Genomic DNA, 26,114 nt, shown 5'->3' on the forward strand with positions numbered 1-26,114 from the left:
CGCCGCTCCTACCTGTGGGAGCGACGGTGCGACGACTCGACTTGACCCGCGATGCTCTTCCCCAATTACGAGGGTACGACCATGTCATTAAGCGTCTTCGACCTGTTCAAGATCGGCATCGGCCCCTCCAGTTCCCATACCGTCGGCCCCATGCGCGCCGCTGCACGCTTTGCCGAAGGCCTGCGCCGCGACGACCTGCTCGGCGCCACGGTCTGCGTCAAGGCCGAACTCTACGGCTCGCTCGGCGCCACCGGCAAAGGCCACGGCAGCGACAAGGCGGTGCTGCTCGGCCTTGAAGGCGAACACCCGGACACGGTCGATACCGAAAGCATCTCTGCTCGCCTGCAGGCGATCCGCAGCAGCGGCCGGCTCAACCTGCTCGGCGAGCACGCCATCGACTTCGTCGAAAAGCAGCACCTGGCAATGATCCGCAAACCCCTGGCCTTTCACCCCAACGGCATGATCTTCCGTGCCTTTGACGCCGCCGGTTTGCAGATTCGCAGCCGCGAGTATTACTCGGTGGGCGGTGGCTTCGTGGTCGATGAGGACGCGGCCGGTGCCGACCGCATCGTCGAAGACAGCACCGTGCTGCCCTACCCGTTCAAGACCGCCAAGGAACTGCTCGGCCACTGCGCGGCGCAGAACCTGTCGATCAGCCAGATCATGCTCGCCAACGAATCGGCCTGGCGCCCGGAAAGCGAAACCCGCAGCAGCCTGTTGCATATCTGGCAGGTCATGCAGGACTGCGTGTCCGCCGGATGTCGCAACGAAGGCATCCTGCCGGGCGGGCTCAAGGTCAAGCGCCGGGCCGCAGCGCTGTACCGCCAGCTGTGCAGCAACCCGGAGGCGAGCCTGCGCGATGCACTGTCGGTGCTCGACTGGGTCAACCTGTATGCCTTGGCCGTCAATGAAGAAAACGCCTTTGGCGGGCGCGTGGTTACCGCGCCGACCAATGGCGCCGCCGGTATCGTCCCGGCGGTGCTGCACTACTACATGCGCTTTATCCCGGGCGCCAATGACGACGGCGTGGTGCGTTTTCTGCTCACCGCCGCCGCCATCGGCATCCTCTATAAAGAAAACGCCTCGATCTCCGGTGCCGAAGTCGGTTGCCAGGGCGAGGTGGGCGTTGCTTGCTCGATGGCTGCCGGCGCGCTGTGCGAGGTCATGGGCGGCAGTGTGCAGCAGGTCGAGAACGCCGCCGAGATCGGCATGGAGCACAACCTGGGCCTGACCTGCGACCCGATTGGCGGGTTGGTCCAGGTGCCGTGCATCGAACGCAACGCCATGGGCTCGGTCAAGGCCATCAATGCCGTGCGCATGGCCCTGCGCGGTGACGGGCAGCACTTCGTCTCGCTGGATAAAGTCATCCGGACCATGCGCCAGACCGGCGCCGACATGAAAAGCAAATACAAGGAGACCGCCCGCGGCGGTCTGGCCGTCAACATCATCGAATGCTGACACCCTCTCAAGCCCCAAGGAGTCATCAATGTCCACCGAAACACTGCTCAAGACCCCGCTGCACGCCTTGCACCTGGAACTGGGCGCCCGTATGGTGCCCTTCGCCGGTTACGACATGCCGGTCCAGTACCCGCTGGGGGTGATGAAAGAGCATCTGCACAGCCGCGAGCAGGCCGGTCTGTTCGATGTTTCGCACATGGGTCAGATCCGCCTGAGCGGCGCCGCTGCGGCCAAGGCCCTGGAAACCCTGGTGCCGGTCGACATCATTGACCTGCCGGTGGGCATGCAGCGCTATGCCATGTTCACCAACGAACACGGCGGCATCCTCGATGACCTGATGGTCGCCAACCTGGGCAACGACGAACTGTTCCTGGTGGTCAACGCCGCCTGCAAGGAACAGGACCTGGCCCACTTGCGCAAGCATATTGGTGATCAGTGCCAGATCCAGCCACTGTTCGAAGCGCGCGCCCTGCTGGCCCTGCAGGGCCCGGCGGCAGTCAAGGTGCTGGAGCGCCTGGCGCCTTGCGTGGCGAAGATGACCTTCATGCAGTTCCAGCCGGTACAACTGCTGGGCGCCGACTGCTACGTCAGCCGCTCGGGTTACACCGGTGAAGACGGTTTCGAGATTTCTGTCCCAGCCGAAAAAGCCGAGGAACTGGCCCGCCGCCTGCTGGCCGAACCGCAAGTGGCCGCGATCGGCCTGGGGGCACGGGACTCTCTGCGCCTGGAAGCCGGCCTGTGCCTGTATGGCCATGACATGAACGGCCAGACCACGCCAATCGAGGCCAGCCTGCTTTGGGCCATTTCCAAGGTGCGCCGCGCCGACGGCGAGCGCGCCGGTGGCTTCCCGGGTGCCGAGGCAATCTTCGCCCAGCAGCAAAGTGGCGTGGTGCGTAAACGCGTGGGCCTGCTGCCGCAGGAGCGCACACCGGTCCGCGAGGGCGCCGAGATCGTCGATGAAGCCGGTACGGTTATTGGCAGCATCTGCAGTGGTGGCTTTGGCCCGTCATTGAACGCGCCGGTGGCAATGGGTTACCTGGATGCCGCACATACCACACTGGAAACCCCAGTGTGGGCCATCGTGCGCGGCAAGCGCGTGGCAATGAAAGTCAGCAAGATGCCTTTTGTTGCCCAGCGCTATTACCGCGGCTGAATCGTTACTTGAAACAGTGTGTCATGAAGCGTTCGGATTTTCGAATTCGAACGCCTTTTATAACTTTCGAACACCCTGCCGATGCGACTTGGAATGAGCTGTAGAAAATTCGCAAACGGTGGACAAAAGGCAGCAAAGCAGCGGCCTGCAGGGCTTGTTTTTGGCTTCTGAGTTAGCGTATTGTCTGTGCACTGTGTTTGCATGGGTCGCTATGGTTCGTGACCTGGGCAGTAGCTCTGATGTTTTGCTACACCCGTTCGACGTCTCTTACTTTCCTGCAACCCAGCCCAGTACTCTTTCATTTGGAAGAAGCTGTTACTAATTCTAAGTTTCAAAGGAAATAAGACAATGTCCCAACGTCAGAGCGGTACCGTCAAGTGGTTTAACGACGAGAAAGGTTTTGGTTTCATCACTCCAGAAAGCGGTCCGGATCTGTTCGTACACTTCCGCGCTATTCAGGGCAACGGCTTCAAGAGCCTGAAAGAAGGTCAGAAAGTCACCTTCATCGCCGTGCAAGGCCAGAAAGGCATGCAGGCTGACGAAGTTCAAGCCGAAGGCTGATCTTCATCAACAAAGAAGCCCCTGCTGGCAACAGCAGGGGCTTTTTTGTGTGCGCAATTCCGTAGAATGGGCGTTTTGCGCAAGGAGGGCCTCGCCAGTGCCCAAGCACCTGTTACAACCCGAGGGCAATTTCCCTGCGGTCGACCTCGGCCGCCGCCTGGCCGCCATGTTCTACGATTTCCTGCTGTGTACCGCGCTGCTGATCGTCACCGCCGGCGCGTACAAAATGATCCAGATGGCGATCATCGGTGAAGCCCGTATGCGCGAATTGACCGAGTCCGGCGCCCTGGATGGCGACCCGTTGCTATCAACGATCCTGTTGTTCGCCCTGTTCGGCTTTTTCGCCAAGTTCTGGACCCACGGCGGCCAGACCCTGGGCATGCAGGTCTGGGGCATTCGTGTGCAGAACGCCGACGGCAGTGCCATCAGTCTGTGGCAGGCCTTGCTGCGCTTCGTTGTCGCGATAGGCTCATGGTTGTGCCTGGGCCTGGGCTTTCTCTGGGCCCTCTTCGACAAACGCAAGCGCAGCTGGCATGACATTTATTCGGACAGCCAGTTGGTGCGGGTGCCCAAGCGAAAATAAAGCGCCCCGTAGCGGCGAGGGCACCGCCCCGCCGCAATTGGCTCAATAGCGCTGGTAGTGATTTTGGTGAGCCTTCAGGTCAAAATCAAACTTGCCGTCATTCCTACCGGGGTCGTAATTGGCCAGCACCTGCTGCTGCACCGCGTCCCACGTCAATGGCTCGATCGATTCTTTTTCCGTTACATAATGGAATTTATTCATCGCGACCGATGACAGATAGAACAAGTCCAGGCGCCTTCCGTACTGCAGTAGTTGCTTGTGATGCCTGAAATAGTGCGCTACCTGTGCTGCCGCACTACCTGCACAGTGGGCATAGACCATGTGCAGCTGATATCCATAATAAACCTCCGGCCCTTTGAATACGATCTCTTCACTTCGGGTGGTATCAGTCGACCATGTTTCCGTCTCGCTGTAGCCCACTTCTATGCTAGAGGAAACATTGACAACATTGATCGCGGCGCTCACAGAATAGTTAACACTCACTGATTGCGTAAACGACTTGCTGTAGCCCTGGGCTATACTCGCCGTGTGTTTACGCTCGAGTTGCCCAGGTACGCGGACAATATCGATATGCTCAAGATAAGCAAACACTGGCCGGCTATAAGTCGCCCAGTTCTGTGTGCCGATGAACACATCACCAAACACCGTGCGCCCCTCCACCCAGCACCCGGGTTTGAGGCCCTCCTGCCCGCCCAGCAGGTACCGTTCGATTTCGGCAGAACCTTGCTTATGCGGATAGTCAATGGCCGCTAGTTTGTTATCATCCATCTGTACAACTCCCTGCTCATCGCAAACTGATTGATATCAGGCAGCACCTTAACGCCGTTACCGTAGTGATCCAGCGGGACAAACTTCCGCTCTAAAAAAGTCCGACAGTTAGCGCATAGAAAACCTACCGTGCATCAGGGCGCTTGCGACTGGCGAGAAACAGTCGGCACAACAACAATGAACCTCCTGCTAACGGAGGCATCCCATGTACCAATATGATACACCGCGCTCATTTATTGCTTATCTGCGTTCCAGCACTGCCACTCACAAGGGCAAATTGGGAAGTGTTGAACTGTCATACTCGCCCTTGAGCGATCACACAACGGATTCTTATGGCAGTTGGCTAACCGTCAGCAACTTCCCCGGCGCCCCCGGGCAACTGTTCTGGTTTGGCGCACTCAACGTGGCTAACGTCGAGCCCTATTATGAAATACGCACTTTCAACCGTGCCCCCAATACGGCTCGCCTGTCGCACGACAAGCGCCTGGACTGGAGCAGTAACCGCTACATCGGGCTCTATACGCCGACCGACACACCAGGCCCGTTCTGGAGCCTGAGCCAGCGGGTGAGCGGCGGCGGTATCTACGAGGACGTCATGATCATCAGTGAAAACAACCAACCGTTGAAGCCATACGGGAGCTCCAGAGGCCCGGATGGCCTTGTATCGCACTATCTCAATGATGAAGAAGGCTCACCCCTGAGCTTTACCCTGGAAGTGGCGGGCTGGGGCTTTGGCGCGCCCTGAACACGCTGCAAACAAAAAAGCCCCGACACATTCGCATCGGGGCTCCTTGTACTGCGGGGGGCCGCTAACCCGCCCGTCGCAACAACCACAACCCGGCCAGCGCACAGATCGCCGCCGGCAGCACCACCGCCAGCAACGGCGGGAAGCCGAACACCTGGCTCGAAGGCCCAAGCAAGTCCTGGGCAATGCGGAACACGAAGCCTACCAGTACACCGGTAAACACCCGCTGACCGAGGGTGACCGAGCGCAGCGGGCCGAAGATGAAGGAGATGGCCATCAGCACCAGCGCGGCGGTAACCATCGGCTGCAACACCTTGGTCCAGAACGCCAGCCAGTAACGGGCGTTGTTCAGGCCCTGGTCGGACAGGTAGTGGATGTAGTCCCAGAGGCCAGTGATCGACAGCGACTCAGGCGCTACCACCACGGTATTGAGCAATTGCGGGGTGACGGAAACATCCCAGCGCTCCTCAGGGGTTTTGACCACTTCAGTGTGGTCGCCACGCAAATACGTGGTGGTCACGTCGTTGAGCAGCCAGTGGTCTTCCTTGTACTGGGCGCGGCGGGCAAAGCTGGACGTCTGCATGTGCCGCTCGCTGTCGAAACGATAGCGGGTCACGCCGTACAGCAGGCCGTTGGGCTGCACCGAGTTGATGTGCACGAACTCGTCGCCCTGACGGTGCCACATGCCGCGCTTGGAGCTTTGCGCCTCACCGCCGCCCTGGGCCAGGGAACGGTCGGCCTGGGCCTTGTTCTCGGTCACCGGGGCCAGGTACTCGCCAATCAGGATACCGGCCAGCATCAGCACCAGCATCGGCTTCATGACAGCCCAGACGATCCGCCCAATCGACACGCCGGCGGCGCGCATGATGGTCAGTTCGCTACTGCTGGCCAGGCTGCCCAGGCCGATCAGACAGCCAATCAGCGCGGCCATCGGCAGCATGTCGTAGAGGCGCCGCGGCGCGGTGAGCAAGACGAAGTTGCCCGCGTCCATCAGTGTGTAGGTATCGGTGATATCGCCCATCTCGTCGATGAAGGCGAACAACGATGCCAGGCCCAGGATAATCCCCAAAACGGCGAGGATCGCCATCAGCACGCTTTTGCCGATGTAGTTGTCGAGCTTAACCATGGGCCACCTCCGCACGGCGAGCGGCGCGTTTGAGGCGCAACGGCTCCCAGTACATCAGCCCCAGGCCAATCAACAGGAACAGGCCATGGACCCACCAGATGCCCAGGCCGATCGGCAGCTTGCCTTTCTCCAGGGCGCCACGCACGGCAATCAGCATTGTCAGGTACGCCATATACAGAAGAATCGCCGGCAGCAGCTTGAGGAAACGGCCCTGGCGCGGGTTGACCCGCGACAGCGGCACCGCCAGCAACGTCACGATGAATACCAGCAGCGGCAACGACAGCCGCCATTGCAGCTCGGCACGTTCGCGCAGGCCGTCACTGCCCAAGAGTTGCGAAGTCGGGATGGCCTCACGCTCGGTGATTTCCTCGCTGACTTCAGGCTTGGGCAGCAGCACGCCGTAGGTGTCGTACTTGATCGCGCGGTAGTCGGCCTGGCCAGGGTTGCCGTCATAGCGGTAGCCGTTTTCCAGGATCAGGTAGCGGTTGCCATCGGGGTTGACCTGCTGATGGCCTTTTTCCGCTACCAGTACCGACGGTCCGCGGTCCTTGGTCTTGTCCTGGTTGAAGCGCTTCTCGGAAATGAACACGCCGCCGAGGTTGACCCGGTCTTCCGACAGCTCTTCGGTGTAGGTCACCCGCGAACCATCGCGCAGGGTCTGGAAGCGGCCCGGCACCAGGGTGTCGAACTCGGTCAGGGCATCCTGCTGATTGATGATCTGCGCTACCTGGGTAACGCCCTGGGGTGCCAGGCTCAGGCTCAGCCAGGCGACCAGCAAGGCCACCAGTGCCGCCGGGGCCATGGTCATGCCGAGCAGGCGCTGCTGGCTCATGCCGGTGGCCGAGAGCACGGTCATCTCGCTTTCCAGGTACAGCCGGCCGTAGGCCAGCAGGATACCGAGGAACAGGCCCAACGGCAGGATCAACTGCAGGAACCCCGGCAGGCGATAACCCATGATCAGGAACAGCACGCTCGGATCGAGCACGCCCTGGGCCGCCTGGGCCAGGTACTTGATGAAGCGCCCACTCATGATGATGACCAACAGCACGGCGCTGACGGCACTCAAGGTCACCAGGACCTCGCGGGACAGATAACGAAAGACGATCAAACCAGACACTCCTGGGTTGTCAGGCTCGGACAGCCGAACAAGAAATCCATAACAGCCAAGATAGTAGCCCGCTCGCCAGAGCGGACCCGGGTAAAAGTTGGCGCATTATCCTGTGATTGGCCGTGCCTGTCACTTGGCGCCGCACAATGCTTCATCTCGGGGTTGTCAGGGCGGGCGAAGCAGGCTCAAACTGGGGGCTTTAGCACTGGTACGCGACCACGCGGCCAAGACCGCGCCTGCATAGACACCGCGCATCGACAGATCATTCGGGGAACCTGACATGGAACTGGTTGTAAAAAGCGTAGCCGCAGCATCCTTGAAAACCGCCACCCTGGTCCTGCCTGTGGCTGAAGGCGGCAAGCTCGGCGCCATCGCCAAGGTCATTGACGAAGCCACCGGCGGTGCCCTGGCCGGCGTGCTCAAGCGTGGCGACCTGGCCGGCAAGGTCGGTCAGACCCTGCTGCTGCACAGCCTGCCGAACCTCAAGGCCGAGCGCGTGCTGCTGGTCGGTACCGGCAAGGATGCAGAGCTGGGTGATCGCAGCTGGCGCAAGGTCATTGCCAGTGTGCTGGCAGTGCTCAAAGGCCTGAACGGCAGCGATGCGGCACTGGCCCTGGACGACGTCGCCGTCGCCGGCCGCGATGCCTTTTATGGCAAGACTCGCCTGCTGGCCGAAACCCTGCTCGATGGCCAGTACGTTTTCGACCAGTTCAAGAGCAAGAAGGCCGAACCCCGCGCCCTGAAGAAAATTACCCTGCTCAGCGCCAAGGCCGGCGCCAGCGACGTCGAGCGCGCGGTCAAGCACGCTGTCGCCATCGCCAACGGCATGGGTTTCACCCGCGACCTGGGCAACCTGCCACCGAACGTCTGCCACCCGAGCTACCTGGCCGAACAGGCCAAGGCCCTGGGCAAGGAATTCAAAGGCCTCAAGGTCGAGGTGCTGGACGAGAAGAAGATCAAGGACCTGGGCATGGGTGCCTTCTACGCCGTCGGCCAGGGCAGCGACCAGCCGCCACGCCTGATCGTGCTCAACTACCAGGGCGGCAAAAAGAGCGAGAAGCCTTTCGTACTGGTGGGCAAAGGCATCACCTTCGACACCGGCGGCATCAGCCTCAAGCCCGGCGCCGGCATGGATGAAATGAAGTTCGACATGGGCGGTGCCGCCAGCGTCTTCGGTACCCTGCGCGCTGTGCTCGAACTGCAACTGCCGATCAACCTGGTGTGCCTGCTGGCCTGCGCCGAAAACATGCCAAGCGGCGGCGCCACCCGCCCGGGCGACATCGTCACGACCATGAGCGGGCAGACCGTCGAAATCCTCAACACCGACGCCGAAGGCCGTCTGGTGCTGTGCGATACCCTGACCTACGCCGAGCGTTTCAAACCGCAGGCGGTAATCGACATTGCCACCCTGACCGGCGCCTGCATCGTCGCCCTGGGCAGCCACACCTCGGGCCTGATGGGCAACAACGACGACCTGGTCGGGCAATTGCTCGATGCCGGCAAGCGCGCCGACGACCGCGCCTGGCAGCTGCCGCTGTTCGACGAGTACCAGGAACAGCTCGACAGCCCGTTCGCCGACATTGCCAACATCGGCGGGCCGAAAGCCGGCACCATCACCGCCGGTTGCTTCCTGTCGCGCTTTGCCAAGGCCTACAACTGGGCTCACCTGGACATCGCCGGCACCGCCTGGATCAGCGGCGGCAAGGACAAGGGCGCTACTGGCCGCCCGGTCCCGCTGCTGACCCAGTATCTGCTCGATCGCGCCAACGCCTGAGATGACGCTGGCCGCCTGCGCCTTGCGGCGTAGCCGGCCGGCAGGCTGACCATGACCAAAGTCGATTTCTACATTTTGCCCAGCGCCGCGCCCTCGGCGCGCCTGGATTTCGCCTGCAAGCTGTGCGACAAGGCTTGGCGCCTGGGGCATCGGGTGTACCTGCATTGCAGCGACGCCGCCCAGCGCGACGAACTGGATGCGCGCCTGTGGGCGTTCAAGGGCGAAGCCTTCGTGCCCCACAGCCCGGCTGAAGACCACCCGCAGGGCAGCGTGGCCCTGGGCCTTGGCGATGACGCCGGCAATCATCAGGACCTGTTGATCAACCTTGACCTCAAAGTCCCCCCTTTCGCCGCCCGCTTCGCCCGGATCGCCGAGATCGTGGTCGAAGAACCGGCAATTCGTCAGGCGGCCCGAGAGAGTTTCCGTTTCTACCGCGAACAGGGCTATGCTCTGCAAGATCACCGCTTACAGCGACTCTGAAGACGATGGACAAACCCACTCCCCTGCCCCAATCCGCGCACTTGCTGGACGACCTTGAGTCGATCCGCCAGTTGCTAGGCGACGCATCCCTTGAGCCACCGCTGTTGACCGACACCGTCGAGGAGCAGATCCCATTGCTGCTTGAAGAGGCCGAACCGGCGCCAGCGCCTGCGCCTCAAGCGCCAGCCGATCCGCAGGCCAAGCGCCAGGAAACCCTGCTGCACCTGGACACCGAGCTGCGCGCAGCCGCGCAATTGATCATGCAGGACGTGATCAACGATTTTGCCCCGCATATCGAGAGCGAAATCAAGCGCCGGCTCGATGCCCGGCTCGAACGCCTGCTGAATCAATAAAAAGCAGTTACAAGCTTCAAGCGACAACCTGCAGGAGCCGTGCGGCGCTCTGATCTTGCAGCTTGTCGCTTGAAGCTTGCCGCTTCGTTATACTCTCCGGCTTTCCTGAATAAATGCCTAAGGGTCCCGCCGCGCATGGATAAGACCTACCAGCCGCACGCAATTGAAACTTCCTGGTACAACACCTGGGAGTCCGAGAATTATTTCGCTCCGCAAGGCGCGGGCGATTCCTACACCATCATGATCCCGCCGCCGAACGTCACCGGCAGCCTGCACATGGGCCATGGCTTCAACAACGCGATCATGGACGCCCTGATCCGCTTCCGCCGCATGCAGGGTCGCAACACCCTGTGGCAGCCAGGTACCGACCACGCCGGTATCGCCACGCAGATGCTGGTGGAGCGCCAACTTGAAGCCAAGGGCCAGAACCGCCACGACCTGGGCCGCGAGAAATTCCTGGAAAAAGTCTGGGAATGGAAAGATCAGTCCGGTGGCAACATCAGCCGCCAGATTCGCCGCCTGGGCTCGTCGGTCGACTGGAGCCGCGAGCGTTTCACCATGGACGACGGCCTCTCGGAGGCGGTGAAAGAAGCTTTCGTGCGCCTGCATGAAGACGGCCTGATCTACCGCGGCAAGCGCCTGGTCAACTGGGACACCAAGCTGCACACGGCAATCTCCGACCTCGAAGTGGAAAACCACGACGAGAAGGGCCACCTGTGGAACCTGCGCTACCCGCTGGCCGACGGCGCCAAGACCGCCGACGGCAAGGACTACCTGATCGTCGCCACCACTCGCCCGGAAACCATGCTCGGCGACGCCGCCGTTGCCGTTAACCCGGAAGACGAGCGTTACAAAGCCCTGATCGGCAAATTCGTCGAGCTGCCGCTGGTTGGCCGACGCATCCCGATCATTGCCGACGACTACTGCGACCCTGAATTCGGCACCGGCTGCGTGAAGATCACCCCGGCCCACGACTTCAACGACTACGAAGTCGGCAAGCGCCACAACCTGCCGCTGCTGAACATCTTCGACAAGAATGCCTTCGTCCTGCCGGCCGCCCAGGTGTTCAACCTCGACGGGAGCGTCAACGAAAGCGTCGACGCCACCCTGCCCGCTCAGTACGCAGGCCTGGACCGCTTCGTTGCGCGCAAGCAGATCGTTGCCGATTTCGACGCCGCGGGCCTGTTGGTCAGCGTCGACGACCACGCCCTGAAAGTGCCGAAAGGCGACCGTTCCGGCACCATCATCGAGCCGTGGCTGACCGACCAGTGGTACGTATCGACCAAGCCGCTGGCAGAACCTGCGATTGCTGCCGTTGAAGATGGCCGCATCCAGTTCGTGCCCAAACAGTACGAGAACATGTACTTCTCGTGGATGCGCGACATCCAGGACTGGTGCATCAGCCGTCAGCTGTGGTGGGGCCACCGTATTCCGGCCTGGTACGACGAGTCGGGCAAGGTCTATGTCGGCCGTAGCGAAGAAGAAGTACGCAGCAAGCACAACCTTGGCGCCGACGTGGTTCTGAACCAGGACAACGACGTTCTCGACACCTGGTTCAGCTCGGGCCTGTGGACCTTCTCGACCCTGGGTTGGCCACAGCAGACCGAATTCCTCAAGAAATTCCACTCCACCGACGTGCTGGTCACCGGCTTCGACATCATTTTCTTCTGGGTCGCCCGGATGATCATGCTGACCATGCACCTGGTGAAGAACGAAGACGGCACCCCGCAGGTACCGTTCAAGACCGTGTATGTCCACGGCCTGGTGCGCGACGGCCAGGGCCAGAAGATGTCCAAGTCCAAGGGCAACGTCCTTGACCCGCTGGACATCGTCGACGGCATCACCCTGGACGAACTGCTGGAAAAACGCACCAGCGGCCTGATGCAGCCAAAACTTGCCGATAAGATCGCCAAGCAGACCAAGGCCGAGTTCCCTGAAGGCATTGCCAGCTACGGCACCGACGCCCTGCGCTTCACCTTCTGCTCGCTGGCCTCCACCGGTCGCGACATCAAGTTCGACATGGGCCGCGTCGAAGGCTACCGCAACTTCTGCAACAAGATCTGGAACGCTGCGCGCTACGTGCTGGACAAGGGCGAAGACTGCGGCCAGAACGGCGAAGCCTACGAGCTGTCGCTGGCCGATCGCTGGATCATCTCGCAGCTGCAGCGCACCGAAGCCGAAGTGACCCGTCAGCTCGACCAGTTCCGCTTCGATCTGGCCGCCCAGGCGCTCTACGAGTTCATCTGGAACCAGTATTGCGACTGGTACCTGGAGCTGTCCAAGCCGGTCCTGTGGGACGAAAACGCCCCGGTCGAACGCGCCCGTGGCACTCGCCGCACCCTGGTACGGGTACTGGAAGTTGCATTGCGCCTGGCCCATCCGTTCATGCCGTTCATCACCGAAGAAATCTGGCAGCGCCTGGCGCCGCTGGCCGGTGCTGAAGGCAAGACCATCATGCTGCAGCCATGGCCAGTGGCCAATGAAAGCCGTATCGATGCCGCTGCCGAAGGCGATATCGAGTGGCTCAAGGAGCTGATGCTCGGCGTGCGCAACATCCGTGGCGAAATGAACATCGGCCCGGGCAAGCCCCTGCAACTGTTCCTGAAAAACGCCAGCGCCGAAGACCAGCGTCGCCTGCAGGAAAACGAAGCACTGCTCAAGAAGCTGGCGAAGATCGAAGCCTTCACTGTGCTCGGTGAACAGGACGAAGCGCCGCTGAGCGCCACCGCCCTGGTTGGCGATCTGCAGGTGCTGGTGCCGATGGCCGGTCTGATCGACAAGGACGCCGAGCTGGCTCGCCTGAACAAGGAAATCCAGCGTCTGCAGGGTGAAGTCCAGCGTGTCGGTGGCAAGCTGTCCAACGCCGCCTTCGTCGACAAGGCACCGCCTGCGGTGATCGACAAGGAGCGCGCCAAGCTGGCTGAAGCCGAACAGGCCCTGGCCAACTTCACCGAGCAGCATGCGCGGATTGCCGCCTTGTAACCCTCGCTGAGCCTAGCGACGCTATCGCGGGTCAAGCCCGCTCCTACAGGAGTCTCTGTAGGAGCGGGCTTGACCCGCGGTGCTTTCCACCGGACATCAAGATGACCACAGCCAACAAACCGACCCTGCACCCGCGCAACCGCCACCAGGGCCGCTACGACTTTCCCCAGCTGATCAAGAGCAGCCCGGAGCTGGGCCAGTTCATGATCACCAACCCCCACGGCAAGCCGAGCATCGACTTCGCCAATCCGGATGCGGTCAGGGTGTTCAACCGCGCCCTGCTCAAGGCCCAGTACGGTATCCAGCATTGGGACATCCCGGCCGATTACCTGTGCCCGCCGATTCCTGGCCGGGCTGATTACGTACACGTGCTGGCCGACCTGCTGGCAGACCAGAACGGCGGTGAAATCCCCCGTGGCGCGCACGTCCAGGCCCTGGACATCGGCGTCGGCGCCAACTGCATTTACCCCTTGCTGGGCCACAGCGATTACCGTTGGCGCTTTCTCGGCTCGGACATCGACGCCACGGCGCTGGCGGCAGCCGGCGCCATCGTCCAGGCCAATGGCCTGGGCAAATCCATCAGCCTGCGCCTGCAAGGCAATCGCAAGCACATCCTGCTGGGCCTGCTCAAAAGCGACGAGCGCTTCGACCTGACCTTGTGCAACCCGCCCTTCCACGCCTCGCGCGAAGAAGCCACCCGTGGCAGCCAGCGCAAATGGCGAGCCCTGGGCAAGGCCGATCCCAAGCGCAAGCTGCCGGTGCTGAACTTTGGCGGGCAAAACAACGAGCTGTGGTGCGAAGGCGGCGAGATCCGCTTTGTCAGCCAGTTGGTGACCGAGAGCGTCACCCTTGGCCAGCAGGTGCTGTGGTTCACCAGCCTGGTGTCCAAAGCTACCAACCTGCCGGGCATCCAGGCAGCGCTGAAAAAGGCCGGTGCCGTCGAGCAGCGCGTGGTCGAGATGGGCCAGGGGCAGAAGCAGAGCCGCATGATCGCCTGGACCTTCCAGGATGCCGCAGCGCGCCAGGCCTGGGGCCAGTTGCACTGGAACAAAACCAAGGCATAAAAAAGCCGCGTCCGGGCAACCCGGACGCGGCTTTTTTCGAGCTGTTTACAATTACTTGTTTACAGCGTCGGTCAGCACTTTGGCTGGTACGAACTTGACGACTTTCTTGGCAGCGATTTCGATGGCAGCGCCAGTCGAAGGGTTGCGGCCGGTACGGGCAGGACGCTCGGTGATTTTCAGTTTGCCGATGCCTGGCAGGGTGATTTCGCTGCCATTTTCCAGTTGATCAGCAACGATCTGGCCCAGTTGCTCCAGAGCGTTACGCGCGGTGGTTTTTGGCGCGTCGATAGCTTCAGCGATATCGGCGATCAGTTGGTCTTTGGTCAATGCCATGGTGGTGTTCCTTCCCTATCAAATTCAGTGAGTATGCAGAGTGCTACGTCAGTCATCGAGCCAGACCTGCGGGGTGACCGGCGGTCCGGTGTTACAGCCACGTCAATCGCGTATGTAGATACGTAAAACGACGTTTGGTTCGACGTGACGCGAGCGGTCTGCCAGCAATGCGCCACACACGGGGCGCAAGACCGGGCAAAACTACCACAGGAATAGATAAATATCCGCCTCCCACAGGGCAAATGTGCAGGTTTTTCGGGGGTTTGCGCGAAAAAACGCAAAAAATTGAACAAAAAACGAACAACCGACATATCTGCCAACATCTGGCCGCTGAATCACCCCCGTGCTGAGGTACACTTGGCGACTTTGCAACGCGGCCAGCACCGCCCATTTTCAACCGAGAATCCCATGCCGATCCGTCATTGCATCGTCCACCTGATCGACAAGAAACCCGATGGCAGCCCCGCCGTGCTGCACGCCCGCGACTCGGAACTGGCCGAGTCGGGTGCCATCGAAAACCTCCTGGCCGATCTCAACGACAGCTACAACGCCAAACAGGGTAAAGCCTGGGGCTTCTTCCACGCAGAATCCGGCGCCCACCCGTTCAGCGGCTGGCTCAAGGAATACCTGGATGAAGGCAGCACCTTCACCGCCTTCAGCCGCGTCGCCGTCGAGCACCTGCAAAAGCTGATGGAAGAGTCCAACCTGTCAGTCGGCGGCCACGTCCTGTTCGCCCACTACCAGCAGGGCATGACCGACTACCTGGCAATCGCCCTGCTGCACCACAGCGAAGGTGTTGCGGTGAACGCCGAGCTGGACGTGACCCCGTCGCGCCACCTGGATCTGGGCCAGCTGCACCTGGCTGCGCGCATCAACATTTCCGAGTGGCAGAACAACAAGGCCTCCAAGCAGTACATCTCGTTCATCAAGGGCAAGAACGGCAAGAAGGTCTCGGAGTATTTCCGCGACTTCATCGGCTGCCAGGAAGGCGTCGACGGCCCAGGCGAGACCCGCACCCTGCTCAAGGCCTTCAGTGACTTCGTCGAAAGCGAAGACCTGCCCGAAGAGGCCGCCCGCGAAAAGACCCAGACCCTGGTCGACTACGCCACCAGCCAGACCAAGGCCGGCGAGCCGGTGACCCTCGAGGAGCTCTCGGGGCTGATCGACGAAGAGCGCCCACGGGCGTTCTACGAGCACATCCGCAACAAGGACTACGGCCTGTCGCCGGAGATCCCCGCCGATAAACGTACGCTCAACCAGTTCCGCCGCTTCACCGGCCGTGCCGAAGGCCTGTCGATCAGCTTTGAAGCGCACCTGCTGGGCTCGAAGATCGAATACGACGAAGAAGCCGGCACGCTGATCATCAAGGGCCTGCCGACGCAACTGACCGATCAGTTGAAGCGTCGCAAGGACTGACCGGGTGCTGAGCAAGTCCCTCAAGCGCATATTGCCCATATTGCTGGTGGTGGTGCTGTTCCAGCAATGGGGCAAGATCGAGGCCTTTTTCAACCCTACCCAGGCTTTGTCCACCCAGGCGCGCAGCGACGCCCGGGTGACGCTGTACGCCACTGCCTGGTGCGGCTACTGCAAGGACTTTCGCCGCTTCCTCGATCGCCATGGGGTGGCATATCAGGAGTTCGACATCGACAAGGACGTAACTGCACGCCAGCGCTACGAGGCACTGGGTGGGCGGGGAATCCCGATACTGGATATCAATGGCGTACAGCTGCGCCAGTATGACGAGGCGCAGTTGCTCAAGGCCCTGCAAACCCGGTAACCGGCACGTAGGACGCAACCAGGCGCTCCTTGGCACTCTTGCGCAAGCGCTTTATCAGTCGCTCCTGACGCAAAGCCTCGCCCTTGTCCGGCCAGCACTCCACGTACACCAGGGCCAACGCCGGGCTGGAGCTGAAGAAGCGCGCGCCTTTGCCGCTTTGGTGCTGGGCGAAGCGGCGCTGGGGATTATCACTGATGCCGCAATACAACGAGCCGTTGGCGGCACGCACCAGGTAGACGTACCAGGGTTTGGAAGTAGGCGGTGTAGTGTCGCTCACACAGGCTGGACCGATTTTTTTCGAGTCGTCGATTCTAACAATTCCTCGGGGTAACAATCCCCTTTCTCATGCATTCCTACGCGTCTCACACCCGCCTGCGAGCCCGCCCGTCGCCTTTTTTGTCAGCGCCTTTTCCTGCCCGGCGACATACGCCCGGCGCACTAGAAAATAACGTAGGTAGCCCATCCATCATCAGGGCTACATCATGAAATCGATACCTGCAAAGCAGATCCTGCTGGCTTTCGCACTGACATCCCCCTTTGCCAGCATGGCCATGGCCGACATCGGCCCGCACACCGCGGCGGCCATGCAGGCTGCGTACGAGGACACCCGCCCGGATTGCGACGGCGAGGCTGCATATGCCTGTTCCGGCATCATGTTGCGGGTAACCACGCCATCGGACCACTATTACACTTGGAACAACAGCCCCAAGGCCGTGGAAAAGCGCGGCGTATCGTTCTCCTACCTTCGCGCGGATGCACCGATCAGCGCACTGGCCGAAAGCGCCCGCAGCGGGTACACCCTGGCCCCTACCAAGCGCAGGCCTGCTGGCACCATGAAATACAATCCGATATGCGCCTACCCCACTGACGGTGACAGCTGGGAGCGCGACAAGGGCGGTTGCGGTAACAACAAGCGCACACCGCAGGTAAAAGAGAACCTTTGCAACAAGCTCGGAATACACACCGCTGAGCAATGGATCAGCCACTACCGAGCGTCTTCCGATCCGGAAGTGATCGACCGCTGGGCCGGCAATCCCGATTACCGTTATACGGCGCAATGCGCGTTCGACATTCGTGAAAATACGGGTGCTCAGGGGGCACAGAATTTCTATCAGGCGTTACGCGTAATGCAATTGATGGAGGACCGGCCGTTTGCCTGGAACGAGATCATGGTCCTGACATGGGATGAGGCACGCTTCAAGGAACTGCCCATCCAGTCTTTCTTCTACATCGAGGGCACCTACGGTGGCCTGGAAGATGCCCAACGCGTACAGCGCGACTGGCACCGGACAACGGACAAGTTTGTCCCGGTAATTCAGATCAGCCTGCCTTTGGACGAGCAGCCGGCACGATTCCTCTTCAACCCCGGGGACCAGGTAATCAGGGCTGATCAGGTGCGCCCGGCCTGAAACGCCCGCAGGCCCTTCTGCGCCTGGGCGCGCACCTTGCCCTGCACCAGTGGTGACCAGCCCAGTAACCACCCTGTGGTGCCCAATGCCTGACGCGACCAGCGCCACAGGTCGAAGCTGTCATGGTGCTCGCAGATCTTGCCATCCCGAAACACGAAACGTGCCTGGATGTCGTTGACCACAGTGCGGCCTGTCTGGCTGAACAGGTAGTGGGCGACCCAGTGGGCGCTGGCGCTGCGCTCATCGGCTCGCACGCTGTCGAAGGTCAGGGAAAAATCCTTGGCACGGGTGGTGAGCATGCGCCACATGTCACCCGCGTCTTTGCCGCGCAGAGTGCCGAAGGCCGGGTCGCTGAAGACGATATCGTCGCTGTAGCAAGCAACCATGGCTTCGCCGTCCAGGCGCTGGAACGCCTGGTAGAAGCGGGTGATCAAGGCAGTGTTGGCGTCGCTCATGAGGCAGGTCCGGTTCCATTGGAGTAGACCTGCACGATAGTCCGCGGAAGTGGCAAAAAGCTATGGGCATTTGCCCGGCGAATGTCAGGGTCAAACCCGCTCGCTGAGCACTTGCACATGCAAGTTGCGCCCGGCCTTGAGGCCAAAGCCGATGGCGCCGACACCGAGTACGGCAAAGATCCAGCCCACCGCATTCCAGCCGCCGGTCAGATCATGCACCAGGCCGACGGCGAACGGCCCCATCGAGGCCAAGGTATAACCAATGCCCTGCGCCATGCTCGACAGGTTCGCCGCGACGTGGGCGTCCTTGGAGCGCAGCACGATCAGGGTCAATGCCAGGGCGAAGGTACCGCCCTGCCCCAGGCCAAGCACAATGGCCCAGCCCCAGAGGCCTTCCAGCGGTGCATACAGGCAGCCGAACAACCCAGCCAGGGCCATGAGCATGACCACCACGATGGCCAGGCGCTGGTCCTTGCCACGGGTCGCCAGCCACGGCGCGCTGAGCGAGCTGATCAACTGCACGATCACCGAGCCGGACAGCACCAGGCCCGCCTGGGTCGGGCTCAAGCCGCGACCGATGAGGATCGACGGCAGCCAGCCGAAGACGATATAGGCCAGTGACGACTGCAGGCCCATGTACAGGGTTACCTGCCAGGCCAGCGGGTCACGCAACAGGCCACGCACGCGGTACGCCACGTGGTGGGCACCATGACCGTGACGGGCCTGGGGCAGCCAGATCAGCGCGGCCAGCAACGCCGGGATCAACCAGAAACCGAGACCCAGCGACCAACTGTCGCCCAGGCGCTCGCTCAAGGGCACTGTGGCGCCGGCCGCCATCGCCGCGCCCAGGCACAAGGCCATGGTGTAGACACCGGTCAGGGTCCCGGCGTGCTTGGGGAAGTCACGCTTGACGATACCCGGCAACAGTACGCCGATCACACCGATGCTGGCCCCGGCCATGATGCTGCCGACGAACACCCCGGTGCTGCCAAAGGCGCTGCGTACGGCAATACCGGCTGCCAGCACCAGGAGAATGCCAAGGATCACCCGCTCGCTACCAAAACGCCGCGCCAGCACTGGCGCCAGCGGGGCGAACAAGCCCAGGCACAGCACCGGCAAGGTGGTCAGCAATCCCGCCTGGGAAGCGGTCAGGTCCAGGCTTTCGGACACCAGACCAAGTAGCGGCGCCATGCTCGACAACGCCGGGCGCAGGTTCAGCGCCACCAGCACCAGGCCGAGCAGCAACAGCCAGGGCCGCTTGAGCAACACAGGTTGCTGTTGCACTTGCTCGTCGTCGGCTTCGGCATCGATCAGCAGTTCTTCCAGCTCCGGCCCGTTGGCCGGTGCCGCAGTTCGGGTAGTGTCATGGCCCATAGCAGTCTCGCAAGGTCAGGATTCGTTGATCAGGGTCCGGCTCAGGGCCTTGGCCTTGTCCGAATCACGTTGTTCGATGGCATCGAGAATCTGCCCGTGCAGGTCGAAGACCAGCTGGCAGCGAGGAGCGTGGGTCAGGTTGTGATGCAAGGTGGCCGCCACCACCCCGGAAAAGTAGCGATACAACTCGCTCAGGGCCGGGTTGTGCGCGGCATCCACCAGGCGCTGGTGAAACACCAGATCGCAACTGATGTACTGCTCCAGATCGCCATGAAAATGCGCGCTACTGTGCTTGAGGGCCTCTCGTAGCCCTTGCAAGTCTTCTTCGGTGCGGCGCAGTGCGGCCAGGCCAATGGCTTCGGCTTCAAGGATATGGCGGGTTTCCCGCGCCTGCTCCAGGTCACAGCGCGACAGCGCCTGCAACGCCTGCAATGGATCGACGGCGGTACGCAGGTAGCTGCCATCGCCCTGACGCACTTCGACCAGACCGCTGAAGGCCAGCACGCGCATGGCTTCACGCACGGTGTTGCGGCTGATGCCGAGCTCAGCGGCCAGTTCCGGTTCGGTGGGCAGGCGCTGGCCCACGGCCCACGCGCCGCTGGCGACGCGCTGGCGTAGTTGGTCGACCGCTTGTTCGACCAGGGAGCGTTTGATCAATAACGTCATGACATCCAATCATCGGATGAATTTGCGTGTGAGGTTACCGGTAAAAACAATCGCGGGGCAAGTCGAGTCGTCGCACCGCGATAAGGGCTGCGCTCTATCAGTTCAATGCATCAAGCAACGCCTGGTTCTGCTCCGGGGTACCGATGGTAATGCGCAGGAACTGCGCGATCCGTGCCTGCTTGAAGTGGCGCACGATCACCCCCTGCTCACGCAGGCGGGCTGCCAGCTCAGCGGCATCCTGCTGCGGGTGGCGGGCAAAGATGAAGTTGGCCGCCGACGGCAGCACTTCAAAACCCCGGGCGCTCAGCTCCTTGACCAGCGACTCGCGGCTGTCGATCACTTTGCGGCAGGTTTCGTCGAAGTACGCGCGGTCTGCGAACGCTGCCGCCGCACCGACGATCGCCACGCGATCGAGCGGGTAGGAGTTGAAGCTGTTCTTGATCCGCTCCAGCGCCTCGATCAGGTCCGGATGGCCCACCGCCAGGCCTACCCGCAGGCCGGCCAGCGAACGCGACTTGGACAGGGTCTGGGTCACCAGCAGGTTGTCGTAGCGGTCCACCAGGCTGATGGCGGTCTGGCCGCCAAAGTCGATGTAGGCTTCGTCGACCACCACCACCGAATCCGGGTTGGCCTTGAGCAGTTGCTCAATGGCCTCCAGGGCCAGCAGGCAACCGGTCGGCGCGTTGGGGTTGGGGAAGATGATCCCGCCGTTGGCCTTGCGATAGTCATCGACGCGGATCTGGAATTGCTCATCCAGCGCCACCGCCTCGAACGCAATGCCGTACAGGCCGCAGTAGACCGGGTAGAAGCTGTAGCTGATGTCCGGGAACAGCAGCGGCGCATCGTGCTGGAACAGGCCATGGAAGATGTGCGCCAGCACTTCATCCGAACCGTTGCCCAGGAATACCTGGTTGCCCTGCACACCGTAGTAGTCGGCTACCGCCTGCTTGAGCAGGTCGCTGTTAGGGTCCGGGTACAGGCGCAGGTTGTCGCTCAGCTCACCGCGCATGGCTTCCAGCGCCTTGGGCGATGGGCCGTACGGGTTCTCGTTGGTGTTGAGCTTGACCAGCTTGGCCAGCTTTGGCTGCTCACCCGGCACGTAAGGCACCAGGTCCTTGACGAAAGGGCTCCAGAATTTACTCATGTTCAGTTCCCCTTCTTGTCGGCAAGGATGCGGTATTCGGCGCTACGGGCGTGGGCGGTCAGCGATTCGCCGCGGGCCAGTACCGAAGCGGTGTGGCCCAGCTCGGAAGCGCCCTGCTCGGAGCAGAAGATGATCGACGAACGCTTCTGGAAGTCATACACCCCCAGCGGCGACGAGAAGCGCGCGGTACCGGAAGTCGGCAATACGTGGTTGGGACCTGCGCAGTAATCGCCCAGGGCTTCGCTGGTGTGGCGGCCCATGAAGATCGCACCGGCATGGCGAATCTGCGGCAGCCAGGCCTGCGGATCAGCCACCGACAACTCCAGGTGCTCCGGCGCAATGCGGTTGGCAACGTCCATGGCCTGCTGCATGTCGCGCACCTGGATCAGTGCGCCACGGCCGTTGATCGAGGTCTTGATGATCTCGGCGCGCTCCATGGTCGGCAGCAGCTTGTCGATGCTCGCAGCAACCTTGTCGAGGAACGCGGCATCCGGGCTGACCAGGATCGCCTGGGCATCTTCGTCGTGCTCGGCCTGGGAGAACAGGTCCATGGCGATCCAGTCCGGATCGGTCTGGCCGTCACACACCACGAGAATCTCCGAAGGACCGGCAATCATGTCGATGCCGACCTGGCCGAATACATGACGCTTGGCGGTGGCCACGTAGATGTTGCCCGGGCCGACCACCTTGTCGACCTGCGGCACGCTTTCGGTGCCATAGGCCAAAGCGGCAACCGCCTGGGCGCCGCCGATGGTGAAGACCCGGTCGACACCGGCGATGCAAGCGGCGGCCAGCACCAGCTCGTTGACCTCGCCACGCGGGGTCGGCACCACCATGACCACCTCGCCGACACCGGCAACCTTGGCCGGAATCGCGTTCATCAGCACCGACGAGGGGTACGACGCCTTGCCGCCAGGCACATACAGGCCAGCGCGATCCAGTGGCGTGACCTTCTGGCCAAGCACGGTGCCGTCGGCTTCGGTATAGCTCCAGGAATCCTGCTTCTGCCGCTCGTGATAGTTGCGTACCCGCTCAGCGGCTTTTTCCAGGGCTTCGCGCTGGGCCGGGGTGATACGGGTCAGGGCCAGCTCCAGGCGCTCGCGGCCGAGGATCAACTCGTCGATCGAGGAAGCCTGCACGCCATCAAAACGCTGGGTGAACTCCACCAATGCAGCATCGCCACGCTCGCGCACGGCCTTGATGATATCGAGCACGCGCTGGTTGACCGCGTCGTCAGACACACTTTCCCAGCTCAGCAGATGATCCAGATGTCGGGCGAAATCCGGGTCAGCGGCATTGAGTCGGGCGATTGCAGTGGACGTGGTCATAGCGAGGGCCTCAATAATTGGCGAATGCTCAGGCGCCCTAAGCTACCAGTCCATCCGCGCGGGCACCCGAGAAAATTGGCTATGACGCGGATAGACGGGCGCGACAGCGAAGGTCGCGCGCAGAAGTCAGCCGCGGTGTCGCGATTCGACAGCCTGGCGCAGGGTGTCGATCAGGCTCTGGATGCGGGCGTGCTGCATCTTCATCGAAGCCTTGTTGACCACCAGCCGGGAGCTGATGGTGGCAATCAGTTCCTGGGGTTCCAGGCCATTGGCACGCAGGGTGTTACCGGTGTCGACGACATCGATGATCTTGTCAGCCAGGCCGATCAGCGGCGCCAGCTCCATCGAACCGTACAGCTTGATGATATCGACCTGACGGCCTTGTTCGGCATAGTAGCGTTTGGCGACGTTGACGAACTTGGTGGCGATGCGCAGACGGCCCTTGGGCTCGGCAGCGCCGACCTTGCCGGCGGTCATCAGCTTGCACTGGGCAATCTGCAGGTCCAGCGGCTCATACAGGCCCTGGCCACCGTACTCCATCAGCACGTCCTTGCCAGCCACACCCAGGTCGGCGGCACCATGCTCGACATAGGTCGGCACGTCAGTGGCGCGCACGATCAGCAGACGCACGTCTTCCTGAGTCGTAGGGATGATCAGCTTGCGGCTCTTGTCCGGGTTCTCGGTCGGAACAATACCGGCTTCCGCCAGCAGCGGCAGGGTATCGTCGAGAATCCGACCTTTGGATAGCGCGATGGTCAACATGGGAAACGTCGGTCCTTATGCGGCTACAGCCGGCCGGGCACTCAACAGGCCCGGCCGCATTAATTCGGTGCAGCAAATTGGCTGGCGCGTCCCTGCGCCACTCACAGACTAGCCCGGTACGCGACGGATCTTGGCGCCCAGCATCTGCAGTTTTTCTTCGATGCACTCATAACCACGGTCGATGTGGTAGATGCGGTCGATCAGGGTATCGCCTTCGGCAACCAGCGCCGACAGCACCAGGCTGGCCGAAGCCCGCAGGTCGGTGGCCATCACTGGAGCGCCTTTGAGGGTCTTGGTCCCGGTGACGATGGCAGTGTTGCCTTCGACCTGGATCAAGGCACCCATGCGGTGCATTTCGTAGACGTGCATGAAGCGGTTTTCGAAGATCGTCTCGATCACTGCGCCGGTGCCTTCGGCAATGGCGTTGAGCGAGATGAACTGCGCCTGCATGTCGGTCGGGAACGCCGGGTACGGAGCAGTCCGCAGGTTCACGGCTTTTGGCCGCTTGCCGTGCATGTCCAGCTCGATCCAGTCTTCACCGGTGGTGACTTCGGCGCCGGCTTCCTTGAGTTTCTCAAGGACGGCTTCGAGGATGGTCGGATCGGTGTCCTTGACCTTGACGCGGCCGCCGGTCACGGCAGCGGCAACCAGGTAGGTACCGGTTTCGATACGGTCAGGCATGACCCGGTAGGTCGCCGAACCCAGACGCTCGACGCCATCGATGGTGATGGTGTCGGTACCGGCGCCCTGGACTTTCGCACCCATGGCGTTGAGGAAGTTGGCAAGGTCTACCACTTCAGGCTCGCGCGCGGCGTTTTGCAACACGCTGCGGCCTTTGGCCAGGGCTGCGGCCATCATGATGTTCTCGGTCCCGGTGACGCTGACGGTATCGAAGAAGAAGTGCGCGCCACGCAGGCCGCCTTCTGGGGCCTTGGCCTTGATGTAGCCGCCTTCGACCTCGATCTTCGCGCCCATGGCTTCAAGGCCGCGAATGTGCAGGTCGACCGGACGCGAACCGATGGCGCAACCGCCAGGCAGGGCCACTTCGGCTTCGCCGAAACGGGCGACCATCGGGCCCAGTACCAGGATCGAGGCGCGCATGGTTTTCACCAGCTCGTACGGCGCGACCAGGGTCTTGATGGTGCGAGGGTCGATTTCGACCGAGAGCTTCTCGTCGATTACCGGCTCAATGCCCATGCGGCCGAACAGCTCGATCATCGTGGTGATGTCGTGCAGGTGCGGCAGGTTGCCAACGGTGACCGGGCCATCGCAGAGCAAGGTGGCCGCCAGGATCGGCAGGGCAGCGTTCTTTGCCCCGGAAATGCGGATTTCGCCATCGAGGCGAACGCCGCCAGTAATAATCAGTTTGTCCATTAGAGTCTCGCCGCCAAGTTGGCTCAGGTGCGCTCAGCCCAGGCTGCGCTGCTGAAAAATTTCATGGTTACCGCATGGATGCTGCCATCGGTGATCCACGGGTTAAGGTGAGCATAGATCTGCTGCTGACGCTTGACCGGGCTCAGGGCCGCCAATTCGTCGCTGATCACGTTCAACTGGAAGTTGCAGCCTTCGCCTTCAACTTCGACCCGGGTTCCCGGCAACTTTTCTTCAAGGAAGTTCTTAACTTCTACGGCCTGCATGCTCAACCTCAATCGGCGCCCTTTGCGCGCGGGTCGGCCATCATACAAAAAAGCCCCTCGCCTGCGAACCCCGTAATCGGAGACTCTGACAGAGGGGCCAGTCGCTGGCTGGCGCTCATTGACCGGCCAGCACCTCGTCGAGGTCATAAACCTCGGCGATTTCACGCATGTCCTGGGGCATGGCACGGACCTGAACGGCCTTGCCCGCCGCCTTGCCATCGCGCATGAACGCCAGCAGCAGGGACAGGCCGACGCTGCTCGACTTCTCGACCTGCGAGCAGTCGAGCACCAGCGCCTGGGCCTTGCACGCCGCAATCAGGGCTTTGCCTTCCTTGCGCAAGGCAGGCCCGCTGCTGTAGTCCAGCACCCCGGCCAGGCTCAGCACGCCAGGTTCGCGCATGGTGACGGCGCTGGCACTCATTGCGCTTGCTTCTCGGCCGCTTCTTCGGTGCTTTCCTTGGCCTTGGCCACTTCGCCGGCCCAGCCGTCGATGGTCTTGTCCAGGTTGTTGCCATTGCGCGACATGGCATCGGCGAACTGGTCACGGAACAGCTTGCCGATGTTGATGCCGTTGACGATGACGTTACGCACTTTCCATTCGCCGTCGAGCTTGGTCAGCGTGTACTGCACCGGGTAAACGGCGCCGTTGTTGCCCTTGACGGTCATGTCGACGCTGGCGCGGTCATCGCCGTCCTGCTTGGCGTTGCCGACGCTGATGCCCTGGTTGTTGTACTCGAGCAGAGCGTTGCCGTAGAACTGCATCAGGCTGCGCTTGAAGTTTTCCTGGAAGCGCTGCATCTGCTCCGGGCTGGCCTTGCGCGAATACTTGACGGTCATGATGCTTTTCGAGATGCCATCGGCATCGACAACCGGCCCCAGGTTGGCGTTGAGCGCATCGTAGAAAGCGCTCGGGTTGGCCTTGTATTGCTCCTTGTTGGCCTTCAGGTCAGCCAGCAATTGAGTGGTGGTCTTCTCGATCACCTGCTTGGGTGACAGAGCGGCTGCGCTGGCCATCAACGGCAGCGCTGCCAGCAACACCAGCAAGCCGCGTCGCAGGATAGAGATCATGGAAAC

Annotated in this window: 28 protein-coding genes; 13 read left to right on the forward strand and 15 right to left on the reverse strand. The window is 61.7% G+C overall.

The genetic code is table 11. From position 1 onward, the window contains the following. The first annotated feature begins 81 nt into the window (after positions 1-81). From F8N82_RS19775 to F8N82_RS19790, 4 genes are all read left to right on the forward strand, one after another. Positions 82-1,458 (forward strand): L-serine ammonia-lyase, encoded by a 1,377-nt coding sequence (locus F8N82_RS19775; RefSeq protein WP_038999597.1) that lies wholly within the window; start codon positions 82-84, stop codon positions 1,456-1,458. A gap of 28 nt (positions 1,459-1,486) precedes the next feature. Continuing rightward, the gene (gcvT, locus tag F8N82_RS19780; RefSeq protein WP_038996910.1) at positions 1,487-2,611 is read left to right on the forward strand and encodes a glycine cleavage system aminomethyltransferase GcvT; all 1,125 of its coding nucleotides are present in this window, start codon (positions 1,487-1,489) and stop codon (positions 2,609-2,611) included. 348 nt (positions 2,612-2,959) lie between these two features. Further along, complete coding sequence (locus F8N82_RS19785; RefSeq protein ID WP_007931076.1) at positions 2,960-3,172, forward strand: cold-shock protein; 213 nt, start codon at positions 2,960-2,962, stop codon at positions 3,170-3,172. 97 nt (positions 3,173-3,269) lie between these two features. Next, a complete protein-coding gene (locus F8N82_RS19790; protein ID WP_038996911.1) occupies positions 3,270-3,755 on the forward strand; it encodes an RDD family protein in 486 nt (161 codons plus the stop codon). Positions 3,756-3,797: 42 nt separating this feature from the next. On the opposite strand, the gene F8N82_RS19795 is transcribed toward F8N82_RS19790, so the two are convergent. Continuing rightward, positions 3,798-4,523 carry a monalysin family beta-barrel pore-forming toxin gene (locus F8N82_RS19795; RefSeq protein ID WP_052251579.1) on the reverse strand — a complete coding sequence of 242 codons (726 nt, stop codon included), beginning with the start codon at positions 4,521-4,523 and terminating at the stop codon, positions 3,798-3,800. A gap of 205 nt (positions 4,524-4,728) precedes the next feature. Between F8N82_RS19795 and F8N82_RS19800 the strand changes: the two genes are divergently transcribed. After that, on the forward strand, positions 4,729-5,268 hold the full coding sequence (locus F8N82_RS19800) for a hypothetical protein (RefSeq protein WP_038996912.1): 540 nt from the start codon (positions 4,729-4,731) through the stop codon (positions 5,266-5,268). Positions 5,269-5,332: 64 nt separating this feature from the next. Here F8N82_RS19800 and lptG read toward each other — a convergent pair whose 3' ends face one another. Both lptG and lptF read right to left on the reverse strand, forming a co-directional pair. Further along, positions 5,333-6,394, reverse strand: coding sequence for an LPS export ABC transporter permease LptG (gene lptG, locus F8N82_RS19805; RefSeq protein ID WP_038996914.1), 1,062 nt, complete (start codon positions 6,392-6,394; stop codon positions 5,333-5,335). Next, positions 6,387-7,502: an LPS export ABC transporter permease LptF gene (lptF, locus tag F8N82_RS19810; protein ID WP_038996915.1), complete on the reverse strand. Its 1,116-nt coding sequence runs from the start codon at positions 7,500-7,502 to the stop codon at positions 6,387-6,389. Before lptF ends, lptG begins: the two co-directional genes overlap by 8 nt. Before the next feature lie 280 nt (positions 7,503-7,782). On the opposite strand from lptF, the gene F8N82_RS19815 reads away from it, so the two are divergent. The 5 genes from F8N82_RS19815 to rlmF all read left to right on the forward strand — a co-directional run bounded on the left by F8N82_RS19815 (position 7,783) and on the right by rlmF (position 14,155). Continuing rightward, a complete protein-coding gene (locus F8N82_RS19815; RefSeq protein WP_038996916.1) occupies positions 7,783-9,276 on the forward strand; it encodes a leucyl aminopeptidase in 1,494 nt (497 codons plus the stop codon). Between the two features lie 51 nt (positions 9,277-9,327). Next, positions 9,328-9,756, forward strand: a complete 429-nt coding sequence (locus F8N82_RS19820) for a DNA polymerase III subunit chi (protein ID WP_038996917.1) — start codon at positions 9,328-9,330, stop codon at positions 9,754-9,756. A 5-nt stretch (positions 9,757-9,761) separates the two neighbouring features. Beyond that, positions 9,762-10,109, forward strand: a complete 348-nt coding sequence (locus F8N82_RS19825; protein ID WP_038996918.1) for a hypothetical protein — start codon at positions 9,762-9,764, stop codon at positions 10,107-10,109. A gap of 135 nt (positions 10,110-10,244) precedes the next feature. Beyond that, positions 10,245-13,091, forward strand: a complete 2,847-nt coding sequence (locus tag F8N82_RS19830) for a valine--tRNA ligase (RefSeq protein WP_038996919.1) — start codon at positions 10,245-10,247, stop codon at positions 13,089-13,091. A 101-nt stretch (positions 13,092-13,192) separates the two neighbouring features. Next, the gene (gene rlmF, locus F8N82_RS19835; protein WP_038996920.1) at positions 13,193-14,155 is read left to right on the forward strand and encodes a 23S rRNA (adenine(1618)-N(6))-methyltransferase RlmF; all 963 of its coding nucleotides are present in this window, start codon (positions 13,193-13,195) and stop codon (positions 14,153-14,155) included. A 51-nt stretch (positions 14,156-14,206) separates the two neighbouring features. On the opposite strand, the gene F8N82_RS19840 is transcribed toward rlmF, so the two are convergent. Beyond that, the gene (locus tag F8N82_RS19840) at positions 14,207-14,488 is read right to left on the reverse strand and encodes an HU family DNA-binding protein (protein WP_009398256.1); all 282 of its coding nucleotides are present in this window, start codon (positions 14,486-14,488) and stop codon (positions 14,207-14,209) included. Positions 14,489-14,896: 408 nt separating this feature from the next. Between F8N82_RS19840 and yejK the strand changes: the two genes are divergently transcribed. Both yejK and F8N82_RS19850 read left to right on the forward strand, forming a co-directional pair. Then, positions 14,897-15,904, forward strand: coding sequence for a nucleoid-associated protein YejK (gene yejK / locus F8N82_RS19845; RefSeq protein ID WP_038996921.1), 1,008 nt, complete (start codon positions 14,897-14,899; stop codon positions 15,902-15,904). Positions 15,905-15,908: 4 nt separating this feature from the next. Further along, complete coding sequence (locus F8N82_RS19850; RefSeq protein ID WP_038996923.1) at positions 15,909-16,265, forward strand: glutaredoxin family protein; 357 nt, start codon at positions 15,909-15,911, stop codon at positions 16,263-16,265. Here the strand turns inward: F8N82_RS19850 and F8N82_RS19855 are convergent. After that, the gene (locus F8N82_RS19855; protein WP_038996924.1) at positions 16,243-16,542 is read right to left on the reverse strand and encodes a GIY-YIG nuclease family protein; all 300 of its coding nucleotides are present in this window, start codon (positions 16,540-16,542) and stop codon (positions 16,243-16,245) included. The two genes, F8N82_RS19850 and F8N82_RS19855, sit on opposite strands and share 23 nt — an antisense overlap. A gap of 205 nt (positions 16,543-16,747) precedes the next feature. On the opposite strand from F8N82_RS19855, the gene F8N82_RS19860 reads away from it, so the two are divergent. Next, on the forward strand, positions 16,748-17,674 hold the full coding sequence (locus F8N82_RS19860) for a hypothetical protein (protein ID WP_038996925.1): 927 nt from the start codon (positions 16,748-16,750) through the stop codon (positions 17,672-17,674). Here F8N82_RS19860 and F8N82_RS19865 read toward each other — a convergent pair. The 10 genes from F8N82_RS19865 to F8N82_RS19910 form a co-directional block, all read right to left on the reverse strand. Next, entirely contained in the window at positions 17,656-18,129 is a 474-nt protein-coding gene (locus tag F8N82_RS19865; RefSeq protein ID WP_038996926.1) for a nuclear transport factor 2 family protein, read from the reverse strand. The two genes, F8N82_RS19860 and F8N82_RS19865, sit on opposite strands and share 19 nt — an antisense overlap. Positions 18,130-18,219: 90 nt before the next feature. Then, positions 18,220-19,503, reverse strand: coding sequence for a CynX/NimT family MFS transporter (locus F8N82_RS19870; protein ID WP_038996927.1), 1,284 nt, complete (start codon positions 19,501-19,503; stop codon positions 18,220-18,222). A 15-nt stretch (positions 19,504-19,518) separates the two neighbouring features. Continuing rightward, the gene (locus F8N82_RS19875) at positions 19,519-20,169 is read right to left on the reverse strand and encodes a FadR/GntR family transcriptional regulator (RefSeq protein ID WP_038996928.1); all 651 of its coding nucleotides are present in this window, start codon (positions 20,167-20,169) and stop codon (positions 19,519-19,521) included. Positions 20,170-20,266: 97 nt separating this feature from the next. Beyond that, a complete protein-coding gene (gene hisC / locus F8N82_RS19880; protein ID WP_038996929.1) occupies positions 20,267-21,313 on the reverse strand; it encodes a histidinol-phosphate transaminase in 1,047 nt (348 codons plus the stop codon). 2 nt (positions 21,314-21,315) lie between these two features. Beyond that, the gene (gene hisD, locus F8N82_RS19885; RefSeq protein WP_038996930.1) at positions 21,316-22,641 is read right to left on the reverse strand and encodes a histidinol dehydrogenase; all 1,326 of its coding nucleotides are present in this window, start codon (positions 22,639-22,641) and stop codon (positions 21,316-21,318) included. A 126-nt stretch (positions 22,642-22,767) separates the two neighbouring features. Continuing rightward, positions 22,768-23,403, reverse strand: coding sequence for an ATP phosphoribosyltransferase (gene hisG, locus F8N82_RS19890; protein WP_038996931.1), 636 nt, complete (start codon positions 23,401-23,403; stop codon positions 22,768-22,770). A gap of 108 nt (positions 23,404-23,511) precedes the next feature. Then, on the reverse strand, positions 23,512-24,777 hold the full coding sequence (gene murA / locus F8N82_RS19895) for a UDP-N-acetylglucosamine 1-carboxyvinyltransferase (RefSeq protein WP_010223372.1): 1,266 nt from the start codon (positions 24,775-24,777) through the stop codon (positions 23,512-23,514). 23 nt (positions 24,778-24,800) lie between these two features. Then, positions 24,801-25,040, reverse strand: a complete 240-nt coding sequence (locus tag F8N82_RS19900) for a BolA family protein (protein WP_010223373.1) — start codon at positions 25,038-25,040, stop codon at positions 24,801-24,803. A 115-nt stretch (positions 25,041-25,155) separates the two neighbouring features. Then, positions 25,156-25,461, reverse strand: a complete 306-nt coding sequence (locus tag F8N82_RS19905) for an STAS domain-containing protein (protein WP_038996932.1) — start codon at positions 25,459-25,461, stop codon at positions 25,156-25,158. Beyond that, the gene (locus F8N82_RS19910; RefSeq protein WP_038996933.1) at positions 25,458-26,108 is read right to left on the reverse strand and encodes an MlaC/ttg2D family ABC transporter substrate-binding protein; all 651 of its coding nucleotides are present in this window, start codon (positions 26,106-26,108) and stop codon (positions 25,458-25,460) included. Before F8N82_RS19910 ends, F8N82_RS19905 begins: the two co-directional genes overlap by 4 nt. Positions 26,109-26,114 lie beyond the last annotated feature (6 nt).

The sequence above is a fragment of the Pseudomonas fluorescens genome (assembly GCF_902497775.2).
Taxonomy (GTDB): Bacteria; Pseudomonadota; Gammaproteobacteria; order Pseudomonadales; family Pseudomonadaceae; genus Aquipseudomonas; species Aquipseudomonas putida_F.

Bases quoted from the DNA above. Each gene is read 5' to 3' on its own strand.
- F8N82_RS19775 (WP_038999597.1), top strand. From the start codon at position 82: ATGTCATTAAGCGTCTTCGACCTGTTCAAGATCGGCATCGGCCCCTCC.
- gcvT (WP_038996910.1), top strand. From the start codon at position 1,487: ATGTCCACCGAAACACTGCTCAAGACCCCGCTGCACGCCTTGCACCTG.
- F8N82_RS19785 (WP_007931076.1), top strand. From the start codon at position 2,960: ATGTCCCAACGTCAGAGCGGTACCGTCAAGTGGTTTAACGACGAGAAA.
- F8N82_RS19795 (WP_052251579.1), bottom strand. From the start codon at position 4,523: ATGGATGATAACAAACTAGCGGCCATTGACTATCCGCATAAGCAAGGT.
- F8N82_RS19800 (WP_038996912.1), top strand. From the start codon at position 4,729: ATGTACCAATATGATACACCGCGCTCATTTATTGCTTATCTGCGTTCC.
- lptG (WP_038996914.1), bottom strand. From the start codon at position 6,394: ATGGTTAAGCTCGACAACTACATCGGCAAAAGCGTGCTGATGGCGATC.
- F8N82_RS19815 (WP_038996916.1), top strand. From the start codon at position 7,783: ATGGAACTGGTTGTAAAAAGCGTAGCCGCAGCATCCTTGAAAACCGCC.
- F8N82_RS19820 (WP_038996917.1), top strand. From the start codon at position 9,328: ATGACCAAAGTCGATTTCTACATTTTGCCCAGCGCCGCGCCCTCGGCG.
- F8N82_RS19825 (WP_038996918.1), top strand. From the start codon at position 9,762: ATGGACAAACCCACTCCCCTGCCCCAATCCGCGCACTTGCTGGACGAC.
- F8N82_RS19830 (WP_038996919.1), top strand. From the start codon at position 10,245: ATGGATAAGACCTACCAGCCGCACGCAATTGAAACTTCCTGGTACAAC.
- rlmF (WP_038996920.1), top strand. From the start codon at position 13,193: ATGACCACAGCCAACAAACCGACCCTGCACCCGCGCAACCGCCACCAG.
- F8N82_RS19840 (WP_009398256.1), bottom strand. From the start codon at position 14,488: ATGGCATTGACCAAAGACCAACTGATCGCCGATATCGCTGAAGCTATC.
- yejK (WP_038996921.1), top strand. From the start codon at position 14,897: ATGCCGATCCGTCATTGCATCGTCCACCTGATCGACAAGAAACCCGAT.
- F8N82_RS19860 (WP_038996925.1), top strand. From the start codon at position 16,748: ATGAAATCGATACCTGCAAAGCAGATCCTGCTGGCTTTCGCACTGACA.
- F8N82_RS19865 (WP_038996926.1), bottom strand. From the start codon at position 18,129: ATGAGCGACGCCAACACTGCCTTGATCACCCGCTTCTACCAGGCGTTC.
- F8N82_RS19870 (WP_038996927.1), bottom strand. From the start codon at position 19,503: ATGGGCCATGACACTACCCGAACTGCGGCACCGGCCAACGGGCCGGAG.
- F8N82_RS19875 (WP_038996928.1), bottom strand. From the start codon at position 20,169: ATGACGTTATTGATCAAACGCTCCCTGGTCGAACAAGCGGTCGACCAA.
- hisC (WP_038996929.1), bottom strand. From the start codon at position 21,313: ATGAGTAAATTCTGGAGCCCTTTCGTCAAGGACCTGGTGCCTTACGTG.
- hisD (WP_038996930.1), bottom strand. From the start codon at position 22,641: ATGACCACGTCCACTGCAATCGCCCGACTCAATGCCGCTGACCCGGAT.
- hisG (WP_038996931.1), bottom strand. From the start codon at position 23,403: ATGTTGACCATCGCGCTATCCAAAGGTCGGATTCTCGACGATACCCTG.
- murA (WP_010223372.1), bottom strand. From the start codon at position 24,777: ATGGACAAACTGATTATTACTGGCGGCGTTCGCCTCGATGGCGAAATC.
- F8N82_RS19900 (WP_010223373.1), bottom strand. From the start codon at position 25,040: ATGCAGGCCGTAGAAGTTAAGAACTTCCTTGAAGAAAAGTTGCCGGGA.
- F8N82_RS19905 (WP_038996932.1), bottom strand. From the start codon at position 25,461: ATGAGTGCCAGCGCCGTCACCATGCGCGAACCTGGCGTGCTGAGCCTG.
- F8N82_RS19910 (WP_038996933.1), bottom strand. From the start codon at position 26,108: ATGATCTCTATCCTGCGACGCGGCTTGCTGGTGTTGCTGGCAGCGCTG.